Raw genomic sequence first — 19,950 nt, 5'->3', positions numbered from 1 at the left:
TGAAGTGGATTTTTCATTTTGGTAGACGGTGAAAACTCCGTTCTACCATTTTTTTGGCACCAAGTTAATATTCCGGACAGGTCTATTGATATTTTCGAGATTTTAAAATCTACACTATATAGGTACAAAACCTACACCAAGTACTCCATGAACTATTGTTTGGGTTTTGCGAATGAAATTTCCATCATCTTGCATTCGCAAGTAAGTGATTCGTACGAGTTCACCTGTAAGCGCATCTCGTAAAGCGCACACCAAGTCATCCATTCCCTTGATACTTCGTCCAGCATAGTCAATTACAATATCGCCTACAGCAATTCCAGCTAGCATCGCTTTTCCTCCATCGACCATTTCGTAGATGTAAACACCTCCTTGAACACCAAAATTTTGATGTTGAGTTGTAAACTGTTGTGCTGTTTGCGAATAGCGTTTCGCTGTAGGATCTGTTGCTGAAAAAATTTCACCGTAGCGATAAAAAGCAGCCACAGCTTCGGTTGTTCTACCTAGCTGACGAAGAGAGATTGCTTTTCCAACTACTTCACTCCAAGTATCGGTTGCTTTAATTTCCAGTAACTTATTAATATCTTCGTACTCTTGTAATGCTTTACTCAAAAGTTCCTTACCTTCCGTAAGCAAAGATTGACGTTCTGATAGTAATTGTTCAGCTTTCCTAATACTTTTTTCCAGAAAAGTTTCTATTTCAATGTCATTTACAAGTTGATGTGGCTGCAAATAAATCAACGTTCCCAATTCTATATTTACGTCCGATAGATTAATATCCAGACTATTTAGAACCCGTAACCCAGATAAATGGGTAATCTCTGAACGATTTTTGAGTCTGTTAATCTCCAGACTAATTCTATGCTTGTAGTAGTTGAGCATTGTTTCATTGTCAAAATTACTTGATGCAGCATCAGAAACTACTCTAAGTAAAGATTCCGTTACATCCTGCACGTCAATAAGGTGATTATAAAAATACCTCACTAGTTCAGCATTTAAAGCGCTCTCAGTGAAAATATTAACTAGGGGTGTGGCGGATTCTATTTTGAGTGGACGACTATTGAGAGCTTGTCGCAACGAAGCAACTGTTTGCTGTAAAATCAGCCGATTGTAGCTTGAGGATGCTGTTTGTTCTAAAGCAGGAGCAATCTTGTTACGAACTATTGCTAATTGTCCTTGAAATGTATCTTCGGTTAGGGACTCTTCTACAAATCCAATTCGTGCATCTAGGTTAGATATATTTGACAATACTTCTATCGCAACCAGTTTTTTGGCAAACTCGATTTTCTTTGGGTTGTCCGGAGTGACAACAAACAAACTGCCAATTTGAGTAATATCTCCCGTAGTTAAATCTCCTCCGACCTTCACATTCTGAAAAATATTTTGCAGAATTTGTTCAGCGTTTGGTTGATTACTCATAGGGTTTGCTTGCTGGAGTCAAATATCAAGAATAAGTTCAGTGTAAATATTATTATTATGAATTACTTTTTTATTTAGGTGGTAACGAAGCCCTCATCGAACTTGCAACGGCATATTTTTTGTATCGAAGTTTAGAAATATCAAACGGCTTAGTTTGATTTCAATCAGGTGATTAAAAGTCTTATTTCTTCGGAGAGATATAGTATCTGTTTAGCTTTCTTAATATAAAAAATATTACTTTATTATTAAAGAATCAGCTAATGCAAGCTTACGATGTTGTTATTATTGGTGCTGGTCATAACGGCTTAGTATGTGCCTCTTACCTACTCAAGGAAGGCTACAGCGTTTTACTACTAGAGAAACGAATCATTCCTGGTGGTGGGGCGACAACCGAAGAAGCAATGCCCAAAGAAGCTCCTGGCTTTAAATTCAACCTCTGCGCTATCGATCATGAATTTATTCATCTTGGTCCCGTCGTTGAAGAACTAAACTTAGCTAAGTATGGCTTGGAGTACCTTTACTGCGACCCCGTTACCTTTTGTCCTCATCCCGACGGTAGATATTTTTTAGCCCATAAATCTGTAGAAAAAACTTGCGCCGCTATTGCTCGCTTCAATCAAAGGGATGCCGAAAAGTACAGAGAATTTATTGATTTTTGGCAACGCCTGACTAAAGGAATTACTCCTGTTTTTAACGCTCCTCCTAAATCAGTGGTTGATATTGCGGGTAACTACGGTCTAGGAAATATTCAAGACCTTTTGTCTACCCTGGGCGGTGTAGATAAAACCTTGGATTTAATCCGCACCATGCTTACTTCTCCCAAAGATAGTTTGGAATATTGGTTTGATTCGGAATTTCTCCGCGCTCCTTTAGCCAGGTTAGCTGCTGAATTTGGCGCGCCTCCTTCTCAAAAAACCATCGGTATTGGCTCAATGATGATGTCAATGCGACACAACCCAGGTATGGCGAGACCTCGTGGCGGTACTGGGGCGTTGACTAGGGCGCTGCTAAATCTGGTTAGAGATAAGGGTGGAGTTGTCTTATGCAACGCTTCAGTGGAGACAGTTTTAATTGGTAATAGCGGTCGAGTCGAAGGTGTGAGGACTGCAACAGGACAGGAGTATCGCGCAAACAAAGCTGTAATTTCCAATATTGATGCCAAGCGATTATTCTTACAAATGGTCCCTAAAGCAGCTACTGATGCAGCAGACTCTAATTTATACGAACGACTCGAACGGCGCATTGTTAACAATAATGAAACTATTCTCAAAATTGATTGTGCCTTATCTGAAGCACCTCGTTTTGAGCGGTTCGACCATAAAGACGAATATCTAATGGGTTCGGTTTTAATTGCTGACTCGGTAAATCATGTTGAAGAAGCCCACGCCTTACCCTCAATGGGCAAGATTCCCGACGAAAATCCTTCGATGTATCTTGATGTACCAACAGTATTAGACCCTTCCATGGCACCTGAAGGCAAACATACTCTGTGGATTGAATTTTTTGCTCCCTACCAAATTGCAGGAAAAGAGGGAACTGGTTTGAAGGGTACGGGTTGGACGGATGAGTTGAAAAATAAAGTAGCTGATCGCGTAATTGATAAATTAGCTGATTATGCTCCCAATGTAAAAGACGCCATCATTGCCCGTCGCGTGGAAAGTCCAGCGGAATTAGGCGAGCGTTTAGGAGCTTACAAAGGTAATTATTACCACATTGATATGACCCTGGACCAAATGATATTTTTCCGTCCCTTACCGGAGATTGCTAATTACAAAACACCCTTGGAAGGTCTTTACTTAACTGGTGCTGGAACGCATCCAGGCGGTTCAATTTCCGGAATGCCCGGGCGTAATTGCGCTCGCGTTTTTCTTCACGAACAAAATCCAGTCGGACAAAAGCTAAAAGAAGCCGGCGACAAGATTAAATCAACTATCGAAAATATCGTTAATCCTTAGTTAAGTGGTTGTTTTGACTGCTCTCTATTGGCGGTTGGTATGGTGGAGAGTTATCTTTCCGCCACAAGATAGGAGTTATTGGTGCAGATCGTTCTTCTTAAACCGTTACTAAATTAAAAATGAAATAGGGTAGAAAGCAAGAAAACATCTTTTGCCTTCTTAGTTAATCATCGAAGTGGAAATGGAAGCACAAAACACTCGACCCCTCAATCGCCGTCCCTTGATAATTGCGGGAATTTTACTCGGTATTGGTCAAGGTGGATTTTTTGATGGTATTGTCTTTCATCAAATCTTACAATGGCACCATATGTTTACCAATATTGAAACTAGCCAAACCGTTAATGGCTTCGAATTGAACACAATTGGAGATGGATTTTTTCACGCCTTTGATTGGCTAATGACCATTGCCGGGATTGTAACACTTTGGCTTGCGGTTAAAAGAGATGATGTACCCAAATCTACTCCTATTTTCATTGGATCTTTTACTATTGGTGCCGGTCTTTTCAACCTGGTTGAGGGGATTATTAACCATCACATTTTGCAGATTCATCATGTTAGACCCGGCGCTCATCAACTAGCTTGGGATTTAAGTTTTCTCGGTATCGGTCTTTTAGCGATCGCTATTGGTTGGGTGATTTTACTTCGCACTAAGGTATCTGCACCGGTGACTAAATGACAAATGTATAATTAATTTTATCTGGGTACTTAGCGATCGCACGTTGGTAAAGTGGTAATGGTGATCTCGTGCTTATCGACGTACTTTCACCTGGAAATAAATTTTTGCCCTTACTTGTTTTAAATTATTCTCATTGAGAATTAATTACTTATACCAAATCTGATTTTTAAAACCCCTTTATATTTTTTGGGATTTCCCCCCAGACTTCCCATACCTCCCACACTTTGCTCTCTCATTCTAAAAAGGGGTAATTAGCCCGGACTTAGTATTACTGTTTATTAAGTGCCCAATCGTAATTCAAGTAGTCAACCTTATAGTTACCTTTGACAAGATATTCCTTATCTTCTGAACTCACATATTTACTGATAAAATTCAACACAGCCCTTTCATTATCATTACCAGTAAACTTCCCATCCACACCATAGGTTTTCTTCCAATCCTCACCAAACCACTTAAAGATAGAAGAAAGATAAACCTTATTTTCTGTGCGATCAATCCGGAAACCGTGGGGACCATTAAGAAACTGACGAGTCTGGTCATCGAGTTGAGCGTCGAGTTTTTCCCCTGTATATGGTTCGTTGCGCAGGGGAGGACAACTGATTGCAGCACAAACTAAAGCTGCATGAATTCGTGGTTCATTATAATTAGTTCGTAAAGTATTGTGTTCGATATTATCTAAGGTTTTAGATTCACCAGCGACATTGAATTTCCTTAGCTTCCAGACACCAAAAATGTCACGAATGCTCTTTTTGAGCGGCTTTTGATCGATAATTGATTCTAAAGTAAAAGAATTATAAGCATTGATTAGAAAAGCAATTTGCTCGGCTTCACTCCAAGATTGAAAAGTACTAGCAGAAACAACACCCAAGGATGCATTATATTTGTCTAATTGTTGCCGATTTTTCTGTAATTCTTGGTAGTTAACTAATGCTCGCTCATCTACATATGTTTTCAAGACATCGGCGAAGTTTTTGTTATCCAAGGGTTGTGCTGCAGAAACATTCGATGCTTGTACCTGAGTAGATTCTTGGTTGGTTTGACTAGATTGTATAGCCCCCCCACATCCAGTAAGTATGATTAATGTGGGAAATAAAATAAAGAATCGATTGAATTTAGTCATTGTTAATTTATTAGTATAAAAAACTTAAACTCCTGAATTTTCCCTCAACTTCTATTAGTAGAAATTAGATTTGTATCTGTTGGCTGTAGGGGCACGCCGACGTGCGCCCTAATGAGACGTATACCCTGATAATTAGTATATTTTTTGGCTTGCAAGTTTCTTAGATGTAGGACTTACGCACTCGTTAACTAAAAATGAAGGTTTGAGATGACTATTTCCTTGCGGAAACACTGTCGCTAACCTATCGTCGTAATGACTGTAGCTATGTTGTCCGTGCGTAATACCAATTCAATAAATCATTGCAACAGATTCTCCGGTAGAGACGTTGCAGAGGCTAACGCCGACGCCGCAGGCTCTGCAACGTCTCTACAAAATCTATCTGTCTCATTATTTTTCCAAATTGGTATAAGTTCTGAGATATTTGACGTGAAAACACTTTTTGATTCTGGAAATCTAGTATTTGGTTAATAGATTTGTCGATATCAGTGTTGTGGATATTAAGTGAGAAAAGCTGAGATTATGGTTTTCCTTCACTTTTGAAGTATTAAATTTTGAATTATTAAGAACGTAGTATTAACATATACTTAGTAAAACAGATAAAAATGAGTATTCAGTGAGAACACGATTAAAATTCACGATAAAAATTAAGTCAAAGTTGTAAATTCACCCTTAAGAAGAAGATTCTGAATCTTGTAAAACATGCTCAGAAGTAGCGAGTTCAGTCGAATTGTAATCAACTAATAATCTCCAAGTTGTCCATAACCAACCCAAGATGAAAGGTAACCACAGCAACCATCTCTCTTTACTAGTTAAACGCCAATCATGATTTCCCAAAGCCTTGCGATGCTGTAGTGCAAAGTAAACAAAAGTAGAGATACTAACCAAACGTACTCCCCAATTACCAACGATGACTGCGAAGGGAACCAACCAAGTAAAATACCAAGCATGGATAATTGGTGATAAGCTCAGGAGAGCAAAAAAATATAACTCAGTAAATTGTCGGAAATTTCTCGATCGCAAAAGCAAAAGAACACAAGCTAAAGCCAAGGGAATTATATAAATCCAATTAGCTTTCAGAGAAGGTTCCCAAACTTGAGCAACTAAATGGGGAATAAACTCTGCACTACGACCATGGGAAACAAAAACTGAGCCTGTGGGAATTAATAAACATTGTCCTGTGTGGCAAAATGGGATAGCGCTAAGCAAAAAGGGTAAAAAACCCCAGAGCAAAACAACCACAGCTTTTTTTATACTTACCTCGCGGAAAGCTCGCCATGTAAGAAAACCTAAAATCGGTAAAGACATCCATTTAGCCGCTACACTAATCCCAAGTAGCAAAGAACTCCACATCCAACGAGCACTTTTGCTTGAATAATCAAAAACTAACCAGGCGGCAACTAAGGGTAAAATAAACCAGGTGTCATAATGGGCACCTCCAGCAAACGAGTAGATAACCAGAGGATTCCAAGCATAGAGTATTGCTTTTTCAAAGCCAAATCTCCGAGTTAGGAGCCAACAAACTGCTAAATCAGCCAAGATGAATGCTGACTTAAATAGAGCTACAGCGGGAGTAATTGCAGCTAAAGTACGGAAACCCAACTGAACCACTGGTGGGTAGATTGCAGAAACATCTTGGTGATTGATCTGGGACCACCATTCAGTACGGAAAGAAACTAGTTCTGCTGCATTGGGTGCAAACTCATAAGGACTAAAACCAAGATTCTGGATATATCCTTCCCATAGGTAACGCCACACATCATCCCCTGGGTACATGGGTATCAGCAACAATCTTGTCAAAATAGCGACTCCCCAAAACCAGATACCACTAACTTTACGTAGCATCCAAGACAGAGCAAAACCCAAACTCATCACACCGATACCAAGCCAAAATTGCCAAACATTTCCGGGCTGGCGAAAGTCGCCGTAGGGAATGATATAAGCAGCACCTAGTAGTAACAAAAGAGCACTTAAATAAAGAAAAATTGATTCTATTTTGGAGCTTGAAATATTAAAGTTTGAAATTTTGAAGTTTGAAAGTTTAAGATTTGAAAGTTTGAGATTTGAAATTTTGAGGTTTGAAAATTTGAATTTTGGGTCGCTCATTTAGGAGGAATGTCGATAATTATGTGGGATTTTCGATAGATGGGATTATTTATAGGAGCGGCGATAAAGAATAAAAACTAGTTAACCGAAAAATGTACCAATAAAATGCGTTTGAGTTTAACCAATGAACGGTGATAAAATTTTTTTTTGCTCCTATTTATCCTATATCTCCAATTTCCCTGTTGTAGGCGACGCAGATATAATTTGCCAATAGTGCTCAGAATAACTATTCCTGCTTTAATACTACCTGATAGGGTACCGGAAATTTTGGACTTTCCACCCTGTCTATAACGGTAGTCAACGGGTAATTCACAGGTCTGTAATCTTAATTCTACTGCCCTTGTTTGCATCTCCACCGTCCAACCAAAGCCTCGATCTTCCATCTGGATTTTATCCAAAGCGGAACGGCTAATCAAACGTAGCGGTCCCAGGTCATGGTACCAATGTCCCCAACCCCAGCCAATTAGGAAAGTCGCTAACCAATTACCAAAGTTTTGTACTGGAGTCATAGCTGCTCGACCAGCATCAGTTGCACGACGGTTACCCATAATCATGTCAAACTTCTCGCGTCTAGCAAAAAACTGAGGAAGTTGAGTCAGATCATCGCTACCATCAGCATCACAGAATAAAATCCAGTCAATATCTGGCGGTAATTGTTGTAAACCTCGCCAACAAGCACTACCGTAACCGGGAATAGTTTCAATAACTACTTGCGCACCAGCTGCGATCGCTTTGGTAATACTCCGATCTGTGCTACCGTTATCCACCACCCGGATATTTTTTAAACCATAGGACTGTAAAGACTTTACGACTTTGGCGATGGTAGCCTCTTCATTAAGTACAGGAATAATTACCAGAATATTGTCCAAGCTATTACAAAGTGTTTTCATTGTTTGAAGGGTATTTTTTGTGGGAAAATGCGAAACAAAAGTGAAAGCTATAAAACTGAGTATGGTTATTCCGTTTGTTGTGAGATTAAGTCATATTCGAAGCTAAATTGCCAATAATAATTTGTTTAATGTGCTTGTTTTTTCTTATATTCTGGAATATGGAGTAGTCATTTTAACTACTAACCTATTTTGAGATCAATAAATTTATTACAGATGAGATTAAACTGAGAATTTCATTAAAACAGACTGAAAAAATCTAGTAAGTCAATCTAATCGAAAGCAATACAAAGAAGGGAGATGTTGACGATTTTTTATCCATATATCGATCTAAAACCAAACTAGAATTAACCTGTAGTTAACTTGGAATTTGCTCCTGTAATATTGATGATTAAACTGCAGATAGTAATATAAGTTGTTACGCATCTAATTTGTACATCATTCTATTCGATGGCGAAGCCTCAAACTTTCTTCAATTTTGACTTTTGACTTTTTACTTTTGACTTGCTGTTGTACATTTTTAATGCACAACAGCTTAAGACCGTCATTATTAGGTAGAAAGAGAATAAAAATTTTAGCGATAATCGCACATTAGTGGAGATAAAACATATGCCACAAAGTAGTGATTTGGATATTCCAGTTATCAATGTAAGCGATCTGGTATCAGGAACAGGAAATCCTCATGAAGTTGCAGCTAAAATCGGACATGCTTGTCGTGAGTACGGCTTCTTTTACATTATTGGTCATGGAGTAGACGAAGAACTCCAACAGCAATTAGAAAAAGTCAGCCATCAGTTTTTCGCCCAAGATATTGAGACAAAACAGCAAATAAATATGTCCCGTGGAGGTAGAGCTTGGCGAGGATATTTCCCTGTCGGTGGTGAACTCACATCTGGTAAACCAGATATCAAGGAAGGAATCTACTTTGGTGCTGAGCTTCAAGACGATCATGCTCTAGTGAAAGCTGGTACTCCACTACATGGTTCTAACCTTTTTCCAACCAACATACCGCAAATGCGAGAATTGGTACTTAATTATACGGGAGCAATGACACGCCTAGGACATTCCCTCATGACCGGAATTTCCCTCAGTCTTGGTTTGGAAGAATCCTTTTTTGCCACACATTACACTTCAGATCCTTTGATACTGTTCCGGATTTTCAATTATCCTGCACCTTCACTAAACCCCGAAACTGAATCTAGTTGGGGAGTTGGAGAGCACACCGATTATGGAATGCTAACAATTCTCAGACAAGATATGTCAGGAGGGTTACAGGTAAAAATAAAATCTCAGTGGATAGCTGCTCCTCCCATACCTAACTCATTTGTGTGCAACATTGGAGATATGTTGGATCGGATTACAGGAGGACATTACTTATCCACACCTCATCGAGTTTGGAATCCCACCAACCATAATCGTTTATCATTTGCATTCTTCTTCGATCCAAATTTCAGCGCACCAGTAAAACCGATCAAGATAAATGGACAAGTAAAAGACAACAAGAAAGAACGTTGGGATAATGCTAGCGTTCATGAATTTAGTGGTACATATGGTGATTACCTGTTAGGAAAAGTTTCCAAAGTTTTTCCACAGTTACGTCGCAAAGTCCTCTAGCACCGCTATGCGGAAGTCATTAGCGCAAGCGTGTCCGTAGGAGATAAGTCATTAGCGGCTAGCGTAAGCGTACCGGATCCGCAGGTAGCGCAGCTATAGGTTATGACGCTGTCGCGTCACACTGCGTTAATGCGTGTCCGTAGGACATAAGTCAGAAGATGATATTGCGGGTCACGCACGCTACGCTAACAGAATTCAGAAGTACTTATTTTCTCCGGTAGGGGTGCACCGACGTGCGCCCTGACGAGTAGTATATTTTTTGTTAGAAGTCCCTTAATTTTTATGGCGATCGCTCCGCGCAACTCCCTTGGGGTATCACATTTAGACGTAATCTAAAAAAATCAGAAGTTGAACAAAAATATTGTTTATACTTAGATTATCTAACTTAATATTGATTCATCGCCACAACTTTAATGGTAAGCGAGCAAAATAAACCACCTAAAGCATCTTTCATTCCCACAATGCGTGAATTGGCGGCGACATATCAAGCATTTGCTTCTTATGCAGACGCCCATATTCGCAAACTCGGTTTGACCACCTGTCAATTTGACGTCATTGCCACTTTGGGTAATACACAGGGTATGACTATGACCGAACTCGCCGAAAAAACCTTAGTTACCAAAGGAACCCTGACCGGTGTCATAGACCGACTAGAACGCAAAAACTTAGTTTATCGCCAAGTCGTTGAAAGCGATCGCCGCAGCTTTCTAATCGTACTTACCCCCGAAGGAGAAAAAATGTTTGATCGCGTCTTTCCCATTCATATTGCTTACCTCAAAGAACGTTTCGAACTCCTCGACCCTTCTGAATTGGAACTTTTGCGAGTTCTACTGGCGAGATTGCGCAACGCTTTTGAGAGCTAAAAAAGTTTTTAAATAGATAGTTGACACTCAAACTACTTTTTGTTAACTTAATTTTAGAGATAGTTCGAGTTCAAACTATATGGCTTGAAACAATTCTGGCTAAACACCGTTTTTATAAACTTAGATTCTCTTAAGCTGTACCTTCCTATGCTTAAAGCTTTGGGTACTTGAGCATTGAAATCTTTTTGTCAAATCCAATCTGCAAACAGGAATATAAAAACTCTATTCTTGTCAAAAAACAATGCTAATCATCAGTGAAAAGATAATCTTAGTTATATCGGTGTCTAATAAATAGTTTGTATTTAGAATATCTGTATTTAAAATATATTTCTACGATAGGGAAAGTCTGCGTTCTTGAGTACATCAAGTTTTGAAGCTAAGAAGTTTTGAAACCATAGCGTGACAAATAGCTTTGTCCCCAAACATTTACTTACTACATTTACAAACACCAACAATTAGCGAGGTATTTATGAGTACTGATTTGAAAGTTGCATTTGAAGACATCAAAAACCTAGTACTTCAAGGTAAAGCAATGGATGCATTTGAGAAATACTATGCAGAAGATGTAGTAATGCAGGAAAATGGTAATCCTCCTACTGTAGGAAAAGAAGCTAATCGTCAGCGAGAGTTAGATTTCTTTTCTAAGCTATCTGAATTTCGAGGTGCAGAAGTAAAAAATGTTGCTTATGCAGATAATTTGATTATCTCAGAATGGTTTCTCGACTACACCCACAGCGAATGGGGTAAGCGCACTTATAATCAAGCCTGTATTCAAGTTTGGAAAGATGGGAAAGTCATACAGGAACGCTATTACTACGGAGCCTAACAGTTAAAAACATCTCCAAAAATCATGTAGAGAGGTACCACGGTACCTCTCCAGAAATGAATGTCTGGTAATAAACAAATAATTCTTCAGCAGAAATATCTTGTCAATTTGCATTAAGCATCCACTTTTATTAACCCCTCGTCGCAATCGCTTATTCTATGCTACGTTTGACAGGATTATGATCGCATTAACTGTTTCCTAAGTTTAGTTTCCTAAAATTTTTATTTCTTCTGCTTTATCACAATACTTAAAACTCTAATTAAAAGGAGCATCTTCCATGGGACTATTAGTTGATGGAGTTTGGCACGATCGCTGGTACGACACAGGAAAAACTGGTGGTAAATTCGTCAGACAAAATTCGCAATTTCGTAATTGGATTACAGCAGATGGTTCTAGCGGTTTTAAAGCTGAAGCGGGACGCTACCATCTTTATGTATCCTACGCTTGTCCTTGGGCACATCGCACTCTAATTTTTAGAGCACTCAAGGGATTAGAGGAAATGATTTCAGTATCTGTAGTCCATTGGTTTATGGGAGAACATGGTTGGACTTTTGATTCTGGAGAAGGAACCATCCCCGATCCAATTAACAACGCTCAATTTCTCCATCAAATTTATACAAAAGTAAATCCATCTTTTACCGGACGCGTTACAGTACCGGTTTTATGGGATAAGAAAACCGACACGATTGTTAATAACGAGTCCTCTGAAATTATTCGGATGTTTAACAGTGCTTTTGATAATCTTGGTGCTGTAACCGGTGATTACTATCCAGAAGCTTTGCGGGAAGAAATTAACGCTTTAAATGAGCGCATTTATCACACGGTTAATAATGGTGTTTATAAATCTGGGTTTGCTACTACTCAAGAAGCTTATGAAGAAGCAATTTATCCTTTATTTGAAACTTTAGATTGGTTAGAAGAATGTTTATCAACTCATCGGTATCTGACCGGGAACCAAATTACAGAAGCAGACTGGAGACTTTTTACGACTTTACTACGTTTCGATCCAGTTTATGTTGGACATTTCAAATGTAACCTGCGAAGGTTAGTAGACTATCCAAATCTTTGGGCTTATACCCGCGAACTTTACCAAATTCCCAAAATTGCCGATACGGTAAACTTCAAACATATTAAGGGACATTACTATCAAAGTCACGGTTCAATTAATCCCACTGCAATTGTACCCGTTGGACCTCAAATTGATTTTAGTACACCCCATAATCGGGAAAAAATTTCATCTGTACAATTCGTTTGATTGGTCCCTTAATACCCTCAAATAAATCCTATTCTACCTTGGCGCTTACGTGCGCCAAGATTTTTGTTTATGAATTTATTGAAAGTAAATTTATTGAAATTAATTTCTTAGAACTAATTTCTCATAACTTATTTATTGGAAACATTTTCCTTAAAGTAAGGGAATATATTTTATGACACTTTTAGCAACGATAATGTCAGAATGACCAAAATATGGGGTGAATCTTAGGGTAATAACTGAAATTAATTTTAGAAGGAAAAATTGCTGCTTATAAAGCTTTTAGTATTAATTGTTTCAGGCTGAAAGTACGACATCAAGGGCGTTATAGAAGATATTAGAAATTATTAAAAACACAAAGACCAAGTGTTAACAAAAATAAAATGCGCCACAATTGTAGATTCAAATTCCCATCATTGACTGCAGCAGTCTGCTCTTTTGCATGAAATTCTTCAACCATCAGACTATCCCATTGGATATCATTAACTGAATTTTTCCATTGAATGTTATTGTTCATGGTTTAATTCCTCTCTTTATAGTTCCGAATTATTTGAACAGATATACCAAACCTCAAACAAGATACCTTTAACAGAATTAACTGTTTGAAAAGGATATTCCTTATAAGGATAATTATAAGGAAACCCTTTAGAATAAAGGTTATTCTGAGAATTGATACTGCAACTCTGGGCTTGATTTCCTGAGCTTACATATAAACATATCCATAAAAAATGACAAACTCGGGACAAATTCTTTTTTTAATAAAAATTTATATGGAGTAAGGATTGAATTATGACAGTTTTTACCCGCTTAAAGCACGCATTAATAAGCATTTCATCGAATTAATGCTACTCACATTAAATTACTAGATAATCTAAGATATTTTCCTAACTTCCCAAGCTGCTTGAAAAAACTCATATTCACATAGCATTGCATAACGGTAAGTAGAATTTACTAAAGCTGAATTACCCACATAACTTTCGACTAAATTTTCTAACTGTTTTACTAAGGGCTGAAAATCAGAACCGCTGTAGGTTTGAACCCAATCTTTATATGGGTTATCAGGAGCATCACCTTCCCTAAAAGCTAACTCCGTACCTAAAAAGCTATATAAAACCATGCAAGGAGACATAGCTGCAGCAGTTACACCTATATCTTGACCCCAAGCAGTTGCAAGCAAAAAATCTGTATAGCGACGGGTAGCGATTGTGGGTTTTACAGAATCTAAATCCACTCCCCATTTAGCTGCATAACTTTCATGTAATTTTAGTTCGTCCAATACACCTTTAGTTAGAGCATGAAAAATCGTAAATCCTTCCCAATTAGGTGCTTTAGCAGCTGCAATACTATAAGCACGGGCAAAAGCTTCTAAAAAGAAAGCATCTTGCCCAACATAATAAGCAAATTTGTGTTGTTCTAAGCTACCATCACCAATTCCTCGAACAAATGGATGTTCCAAGCAAGCTTGTGCTAAATCTTGATTTGCAGACCATAATTCATCAGAAATAGTCATGTTGGGAATTGGGGGATTAGATATGGAGGAAATGATAAATGAAAATTGAAAAATAATAAATAATTAAAATGGTAGAAATTGAAGTAACACAGAGCCTAAACTACCGACAAAATCTGTAAAACTTGGTTTTCCTTTATTAAGCTTTGGTTCTAAAGGAGCTTGAAGTTCTTGAATAAAAGCTTGAGCAGTTATCAAACCTTGTTGGTTGTTTTGGGATGTAAACATTTTCTCCGCTAACTTCGCATCTTCGAATGCTCCCTTACGGTCAAATATTTGATAGCGAGCAATTCCACGAGCGAGATAAGCTCCAGCATAATTTGGTTTTGCAGCGATCGCTTGTTCGAAATAATCAATTGCTTGTTGTTGGTTACCCTGTTCTGCTGCTGCTACTCCCCAAGCATAAAACTGCTCGGGTTGAGCACTTTGTAAAGGAATCCCAACTGCTCCTTGCAGGTTTACTCCTTTTAAATCTACACCCGCCAAATCTGCATTCATCAGGTAGGTATTTCTTAAGTCAGCACCTAGTAAATTTGCTCCAGTAAGTTTAGCAGCACTCAGGTTCACACCAAATAAACCGGTAGCACTCAAATTTGCTCCAGTTAAATCTGCACCACTGAGGTTTGCACGACTGAGGTTCGCTCCACTTAAGTTAGCTCCCCTCAGGTTCGCTCCTCTTAAATCTGCTCTTACTAAGCCAGCACCACTCAAGTCACATTTTTGACATTCTTTCGTTGATATTAACTGTCTCAGGTGTTGGGGATTAGCTGCTTGTGCATCTGTGGCAAAGGTTATTATGAAGCTAAATATAGCCGTAGCTAAAACTCGATTTCTCATTATTAGCATGACAATATATTTTCGTAGAATTTCAATTAACTAGCATAAAAATTGACACTTTAGCTTAGCCTATCTTTATAACAAATGCTCGCAAGCAATATCGACTGAAGATATGTTATTCAAAATTATTATGACTCGAATATGTATCGCAAAATATTCATTCAATATCCTGTGGACTCTACCGTGACTGATCTAATCCGTAGTAGCGGCTCCGTAGGTAGCGCAGCTATAGCTATATTTATTGCGCGCTGCAGCAAGCTTGTATCTGGACCTTGAATATCTCAAAAAAAACTTGAAAATTTATCAATACAAATGGAACTAAATTTTTTATCATCCAAAAACCCCTAAATAATTGGGGTTTAGGGGATATATCAACAAGAATAGATTCAAAAAATTTTTTCTGATGGTTTCTTGTTTTGGGTAAAACAACAAGTAAACAGCAAACTTGTTTTGAATATATCGTTTTTATTAAGCCGAATAACCTTTCAGTTGCTCCTCTGGGTCAAAATCACGATAGCAGGTGCCGATGAGTTAATTTTATCACCAATATTTTTAGGAGCAGGCCAACCAATTTTGATAAATAAGTTAAGAGCAAAGGTGAGGCTAAGGGCTAGCAAAAATTTTTCTAACATCGTAATTCTTACAACCTCTTGGTATCAATTATATAATAAACTTGACTCATAAAAAAGTTTTATCTTTAAGCAAGTCTAGTTTATACAAACAAATAGGTGAAGCGATCTGCGGCTCATACTCAAGTGATGCTTATCACTATTTATTATTAAACCTGAAATGTACTTGTGTATTTAATATCAAAAATAAGCGCTATTTACGTAGAATAATTGAGCTTATACTCTATGCCTTAATCATTAATGTCTCTTTAACTTAGGAATATATAAGTTTTTAACTAATGAACAAGCAATTTCGCTTATTTTTTTTTGTTACATCACGCTAATAGCACAATTAATACAGTATCGAGTGGTATCTAGAGATTGTGAAACAACCGTTACACGTAGACTTATACATCTGTGCTTTGTAATACTAATCACAAAATATCTGTAGCAAACACTCTTCATCCAGAAATTGTTATTTCAATCAGAAATATTTCAATCAGAAAAACTTCTTCAGGACTGCAGGGGCAAAAATAATTAAATTCAATAAGTAAATTCAAATCGTGATTTAAAACTTAATGTTACTTTCATTAGTTCTTCTGTACTAATTGTAAAGCCCACTTAAAGAATTTTAATTAAAGTTAATGCATCACAACTGACCAACTAAACCAAATAAACTTATGTATTCTTGTGTATTTTTGCTTTACATAAGTTAACTATTCTTTGTTTGGACTCAGGCAGTATAACGCGCTGTTTCTGTTGGTAAAAATATTTACTTAGAATAAAATTATCTAGAGGCTAAATAATCAGAAGCAAAAAATACGTCAGCCTAAAAATACCAATTAATTGCTGAACAGCAAAGACTATAAATACGTAGAACTAAATGAAAAACTCTTGAAAACTAATACTTACATATCTTATAAATTATTTTCAAATTCTTTCTCTTAATTAAATTAAATCTATATTAGCGATAAAAATTGAAATGATTGCCGTCATCAATTAACGCATACATATTGGCAAAAATTTTTACTCTTCTTCGCTATTAGTTATTCATTGATATTGCAAATTTTTAATAGTATAACTTTCATCTCGGTATTTACAAATAGCCATAAATATAACAGCTGCTTCTGGCAAAAAAATAATAAATTCATGAAAGTTATTGTTTAGTTTTTACGTCACAAAACTTATTGAAAAAATGTAACTTAAAGAAAACAATAAACTTGACGAAAATGGAAAAATTTCACCCCAGAAAGGTCACTTACTAAGGTAGTCTAGATCCAGTGAAATTATCTCCTGATTCGACATATTTCCTTATGACATCAGTTATTTCTACTGCTAGGCGTACTATTCGCATCGGTTCTCGCAAAAGTCAATTAGCTCTGGTTCAAACTCGTTGGGTGCAAAAGGAACTTGCAACCACTTTCCCCGAGATGAACTTTGAAGTTCACACCATGTCAACCCAAGGTGACAAAATTCTCGATGTCGCGCTGGCTAAAATCGGCGATAAGGGATTATTTACAAAAGAATTAGAAGTTGGAATGCTGAATCGGGAGATTGACTTTGCCGTGCACTCCCTCAAAGATTTGCCGACTACTTTGCCCGAAGGATTGGCATTAGCAGCAATTACCGAAAGAGAAAATCCTGCTGATGCTTTAGTAGTACATACCAAGTACAAAGATAAGCAAATTGATACCTTACCAGAAGGTGCAGTAATTGGTACATCTTCTCTCAGAAGACTAGCTCAATTACGTCATAAGTTTCCCCATCTAGCATTTAAAGATGTACGTGGAAACCTCAACACCCGCTTAGCAAAACTAGATGCAGGTGAATATGACGCGTTGATTTTGGCTGCTGCTGGTTTGCAAAGGCTAGGAATGGGCGATCGCATTCATCAAATTTTGCCCAAAGAAGTTTCTCTTCATGCAGTCGGACAAGGTGCTTTAGGCATTGAATGCCGTGCTGGTGACCAAGAAGTCATTTCCCTTCTCAAAGCCATCGAACATAATACTACTCGTGATCGTTGTTTAGCAGAAAGAGCTTTCTTGCGGGATCTTGAAGGTGGCTGTCAAGTACCCATCGGAGTTAACAGCGAATTAGATGGTGATCGCTTAACTTTGACCGGTATCGTAGCTAGTGTTGATGGTAAGAAAATCGTTAAAGATATTGTTACTGGTTCTACAGAAGACCCAGAAAGTATCGGTACAGAGCTTGCAGAAAAACTGCGGCAACAAGGTGCCCAAGAAATTTTAAATGAAATTTTTGCCCAAATTCAACGAGGTGCTTGAATTATTGTGTCAACAGATGTGCTTAGATATAACAAATAAGTATTTCCGTTGGACAACAGTTCTAATAGACGCGAAATATAGCACCTGGGTTTTCCCTGGGTTACATTTACTTTCATAGGGCAGAATAGGGAAACTACAGGAAACTATGCGTATATTATTTGTGGCAGCAGAAGCTGCTCCCATAGCTAAAGTTGGGGGCATGGGTGATGTTGTAGGGGCACTACCAAAAATTCTGAGACAAATGGGGCATGATGTGCGGATATTCATGCCCTATTACGGCTTTTTACCAGACAAAATGGAAACTCCTTCCGAACCTGTTTGGCATGGATACGCCATGTTCCAGGATTTTGCAGTTTATGAAACTGTTTTACCTGGTACTGATGTGCCGTTATATTTGTTTGGGCATCCAGCATTTTGGCCGCGTCGAATTTATTTTGGAGACGATGAAGATTGGCGTTTCACTCTATTCTCTAATGGTGCGGCAGAATTTTGTTGGAATTACTGGAAACCAGAAATAATTCACTGTCATGATTGGCATACGGGAATGCTTCCTGTTTGGATGCATCAATCTCCAGACATTACCAGCATTTTCACGATTCATAACTTGGCTTATCAAGGTCCATGGAGTTGGTATTTACAGAAAATTACCTGGTGCCCTTGGTACATGCAAGGACATAACACCATGGCAGCTGCCGTACAGTTTGCAGATCGGGTAAATACGGTATCACCAACATATGCCGAACAAATCAAGACACCTGAATATGGCGAAACCATAGAAGGCTTACTGTCATTTATTAGTGGTAAGTTATCAGGAATTATTAATGGTATCGATACGGAATTATATAATCCCGAAACCGACCAGCAGATTGCCCAAAACTTCAGTGCTGATACTTTAGACAAACGTCAGGCAAACAAAATTGCTCTACAAGAAGAAGTTGGTTTAGAAGTTAACTCAAACGCCTTCTTGATTGGTGTTGTGTCGCGATTAGTAGAACAAAAAGGGATTGATTTAATCTTACAAGTTCTTGATCGCTTCATGGCTTATACTGACGCCCAATTAGTTTTGTTAGGTACGGGAGACCGTTCTTATGAAACCCAGTTATGGGAAATGGCATCTCGCTATCCCGGACGCATGGCAACATATCTGCTTTACAGCGATGCGATTGCTCGTCGAATTTATGCTGGTTCTGACGCTTTCTTAATGCCCAGCCGTTTTGAGCCATGTGGAATCAGTCAAATGTTAGCCCTACGTTATGGTTGCGTACCTATCGTCCGTCGTACAGGGGGACTAGTAGATACAGTATCCCATCATGACCCAAGAAATAACTTAGGTACGGGTTATTGCTTTGACCGCTACGAACCACTGGATTTGTTTACCTGTATGATTAGGGCTTGGGAAGGCTTCCGTTATCAGGAGAAATGGCAAGAACTCCAAAAACGTGGCATGAGTGAAAACTTCAGTTGGCATAAATCTGCCGAGCAGTATATAAAATTATATCGCTCGACACTTGGTCTTCCTGAAGAAGAACCACAGGAGCAGGTACCAAGCTTAGTAATGAATTCATAGACAATTGCTTGAAGCAATTCTCAACTGAATGAAATATAGTTTGTTTGTGGGGTAATAGCGCTGCTGTTACCCTACAAAATTTTACATAATTTTAATCAGAAAAAATGTATCTATTAGAACAATCATCAAATTAATCTTTAGTCAGAAGTCAGGAGTTAGGAGTCAGAAGTCAGAAGTCAGGAGTTAGGAGTCAGGAGTCAGGAGTCAGAAGTCAGAAGTCAGAAGTCAGAAATTACTTACTACTTACTACTCATTACTTATTACTGTGCGCAATACCTTACGGTACGCTACCGCTAGGCGCTAACATTACTCATTACTGTGTGCTGTCGCGCCCCCCCGCAATACCTATAGCTCTTGCGGTTAAGCCTTACGGCATTGGCTGCGCTAACGTCGTCAGACGCGTGCATTCGTCTTTAGACGCGTCCAAACCGGTA

At 38.2% G+C, this 19,950-nt stretch carries 16 protein-coding genes; 9 read left to right on the top strand and 7 right to left on the bottom strand.

Features of this window, described 5'->3' with window-relative positions:
* Nucleotides 1-114: 114 nt before the first annotated feature.
* The gene (locus BC008_RS29385) at nt 115-1,416 is read right to left on the bottom strand and encodes a PDZ domain-containing protein (protein ID WP_027846617.1); all 1,302 of its coding nucleotides are present in this window, start codon (nt 1,414-1,416) and stop codon (nt 115-117) included.
* Nucleotides 1,417-1,676: 260 nt separating this feature from the next.
* Between BC008_RS29385 and crtO the strand changes: the two genes are divergently transcribed.
* Both crtO and BC008_RS29375 read left to right on the top strand, forming a co-directional pair.
* Complete coding sequence (gene crtO, locus BC008_RS29380; protein WP_027846616.1) at nt 1,677-3,371, top strand: beta-carotene ketolase CrtO; 1,695 nt, start codon at nt 1,677-1,679, stop codon at nt 3,369-3,371.
* A gap of 181 nt (nt 3,372-3,552) precedes the next feature.
* Nucleotides 3,553-4,047: a DUF2243 domain-containing protein gene (locus tag BC008_RS29375; protein WP_027846615.1), complete on the top strand. Its 495-nt coding sequence runs from the start codon at nt 3,553-3,555 to the stop codon at nt 4,045-4,047.
* A 268-nt stretch (nt 4,048-4,315) separates the two neighbouring features.
* Here the strand turns inward: BC008_RS29375 and BC008_RS29370 are convergent, their stop codons facing one another.
* Nucleotides 4,316-5,167 carry a DUF547 domain-containing protein gene (locus tag BC008_RS29370; protein ID WP_027847085.1) on the bottom strand — a complete coding sequence of 284 codons (852 nt, stop codon included), beginning with the start codon at nt 5,165-5,167 and terminating at the stop codon, nt 4,316-4,318.
* A 252-nt stretch (nt 5,168-5,419) separates the two neighbouring features.
* On the opposite strand from BC008_RS29370, the gene BC008_RS49785 reads away from it, so the two are divergent.
* Nucleotides 5,420-5,635, top strand: a complete 216-nt coding sequence (locus tag BC008_RS49785) for a hypothetical protein (protein WP_161938129.1) — start codon at nt 5,420-5,422, stop codon at nt 5,633-5,635.
* Between the two features lie 201 nt (nt 5,636-5,836).
* On the opposite strand, the gene BC008_RS29365 is transcribed toward BC008_RS49785, so the two are convergent.
* Together BC008_RS29365 and BC008_RS29360 are read right to left on the bottom strand one after the other, a co-directional pair.
* Complete coding sequence (locus BC008_RS29365) at nt 5,837-7,126, bottom strand: hypothetical protein (RefSeq protein ID WP_058183754.1); 1,290 nt, start codon at nt 7,124-7,126, stop codon at nt 5,837-5,839.
* A gap of 221 nt (nt 7,127-7,347) precedes the next feature.
* Nucleotides 7,348-8,160 (bottom strand): glycosyltransferase family 2 protein, encoded by an 813-nt coding sequence (locus BC008_RS29360; RefSeq protein WP_058183740.1) that lies wholly within the window; start codon nt 8,158-8,160, stop codon nt 7,348-7,350.
* Between the two features lie 606 nt (nt 8,161-8,766).
* Here BC008_RS29360 and BC008_RS29355 point away from each other — a divergent pair.
* The 4 genes from BC008_RS29355 (at nt 8,767) to BC008_RS29340 (ending at nt 12,715) form a co-directional block, all read left to right on the top strand.
* On the top strand, nt 8,767-9,771 hold the full coding sequence (locus tag BC008_RS29355; RefSeq protein ID WP_027844754.1) for an isopenicillin N synthase family dioxygenase: 1,005 nt from the start codon (nt 8,767-8,769) through the stop codon (nt 9,769-9,771).
* Nucleotides 9,772-10,184: 413 nt separating this feature from the next.
* Nucleotides 10,185-10,634, top strand: coding sequence for a MarR family winged helix-turn-helix transcriptional regulator (locus BC008_RS29350; protein WP_027844753.1), 450 nt, complete (start codon nt 10,185-10,187; stop codon nt 10,632-10,634).
* Between the two features lie 469 nt (nt 10,635-11,103).
* Nucleotides 11,104-11,460 carry a nuclear transport factor 2 family protein gene (locus tag BC008_RS29345; protein ID WP_027844752.1) on the top strand — a complete coding sequence of 119 codons (357 nt, stop codon included), beginning with the start codon at nt 11,104-11,106 and terminating at the stop codon, nt 11,458-11,460.
* Between the two features lie 277 nt (nt 11,461-11,737).
* Nucleotides 11,738-12,715 (top strand): glutathione S-transferase family protein, encoded by a 978-nt coding sequence (locus BC008_RS29340; protein WP_027844751.1) that lies wholly within the window; start codon nt 11,738-11,740, stop codon nt 12,713-12,715.
* A gap of 334 nt (nt 12,716-13,049) precedes the next feature.
* Here BC008_RS29340 and BC008_RS29335 read toward each other — a convergent pair whose 3' ends face one another.
* From BC008_RS29335 to BC008_RS29325, 3 genes are all read right to left on the bottom strand, one after another.
* Nucleotides 13,050-13,229: a hypothetical protein gene (locus BC008_RS29335; RefSeq protein WP_027844750.1), complete on the bottom strand. Its 180-nt coding sequence runs from the start codon at nt 13,227-13,229 to the stop codon at nt 13,050-13,052.
* Between the two features lie 354 nt (nt 13,230-13,583).
* On the bottom strand, nt 13,584-14,222 hold the full coding sequence (locus BC008_RS29330) for a TenA family protein (protein ID WP_027844749.1): 639 nt from the start codon (nt 14,220-14,222) through the stop codon (nt 13,584-13,586).
* A 63-nt stretch (nt 14,223-14,285) separates the two neighbouring features.
* Nucleotides 14,286-15,056 (bottom strand): pentapeptide repeat-containing protein, encoded by a 771-nt coding sequence (locus BC008_RS29325; protein WP_027844748.1) that lies wholly within the window; start codon nt 15,054-15,056, stop codon nt 14,286-14,288.
* A 1,921-nt stretch (nt 15,057-16,977) separates the two neighbouring features.
* On the opposite strand from BC008_RS29325, the gene hemC reads away from it, so the two are divergent.
* On the top strand, nt 16,978-17,949 hold the full coding sequence (hemC, locus tag BC008_RS29320; protein WP_027844747.1) for a hydroxymethylbilane synthase: 972 nt from the start codon (nt 16,978-16,980) through the stop codon (nt 17,947-17,949).
* Between the two features lie 145 nt (nt 17,950-18,094).
* Nucleotides 18,095-19,516 (top strand): glycogen synthase GlgA, encoded by a 1,422-nt coding sequence (glgA, locus tag BC008_RS29315; protein ID WP_027844746.1) that lies wholly within the window; start codon nt 18,095-18,097, stop codon nt 19,514-19,516.
* The last annotated feature ends 434 nt before the right edge of the window (nt 19,517-19,950 follow it).

It is taken from the genome of Mastigocoleus testarum BC008 (assembly GCF_001456025.1).
In the GTDB taxonomy this organism is placed as follows: domain Bacteria; phylum Cyanobacteriota; class Cyanobacteriia; order Cyanobacteriales; family Nostocaceae; genus Mastigocoleus; species Mastigocoleus testarum.
The sequence above is the reverse complement of the archived record's forward strand: the minus strand, read 5'-3'. Positions and strand labels throughout refer to the sequence as shown.